The organism is Grimontia marina (assembly GCF_900060185.1).
GTDB lineage: Bacteria > Pseudomonadota > Gammaproteobacteria > Enterobacterales > Vibrionaceae > Enterovibrio > Enterovibrio marinus.
On sequence record NZ_FIZY01000260.1, the window covers coordinates 1 to 578 of the forward strand.

Annotated in this window: 1 protein-coding gene and 1 pseudogene; both read right to left on the reverse strand. The window is 47.2% G+C overall.

Translation table 11 applies throughout. From position 1 onward, the window contains the following. A pseudogene (locus tag GMA8713_RS26310) lies at window positions 1-164 on the reverse strand (D-alanyl-D-alanine carboxypeptidase family protein); the annotation flags it as partial. Window positions 165-167: 3 nt separating this feature from the next. Further along, the coding region (locus GMA8713_RS26315; protein ID WP_157515830.1) for a M20/M25/M40 family metallo-hydrolase at window positions 168-578 on the reverse strand (411 nt) is incomplete at its 5' end.

Consider the following 578-nt stretch of genomic DNA (forward strand, 5'->3'; position numbering starts at 1 on the left):
CGAAACCCACTGGCGATATGGAAATCAAAACCAGCATCGTCAGCCGCTTTCTTTAAATCGAGCAAATCTTGGATCACCCCGGGGTGAACCAAGAAAGATTTCTGCCCAATCAGTACTGATGTTAAATGGGAGTCGGTTTGTCCGGTCAACTGCTCTGGAGTCATGAATTACACCAATAAATTCTCTAGGGTTTTTTGGTACATATCCGTCAGTTTCTCTAAATCGGCAATCTTAACGCACTCGTTAACTTTATGAATTGTCGCGTTAACAGGACCAAGTTCGACTACTTGTGCGCCCATCTGGGCAATAAAGCGTCCATCAGATGTGCCCCCTGTCGTCACTAGCTCTGGGGATTTGTGGTTCACCTCATCGACGGCTTTAACGACGGCAGTCAGTAATGAACCCGTATCGGTCAAGAAAGGTTGGCCGCTTAATGTCCAGCGTAATTCATAATCCAATCCATGGGCATCTAAGATAGAATGCACGCGGCGCTTGATCTCTTCATCGGTTAACTCGGTACTGAAACGGAAGTTAAACTGCACGTCAAACTCACCGGGGATGACGTTTGATGCCCCCGT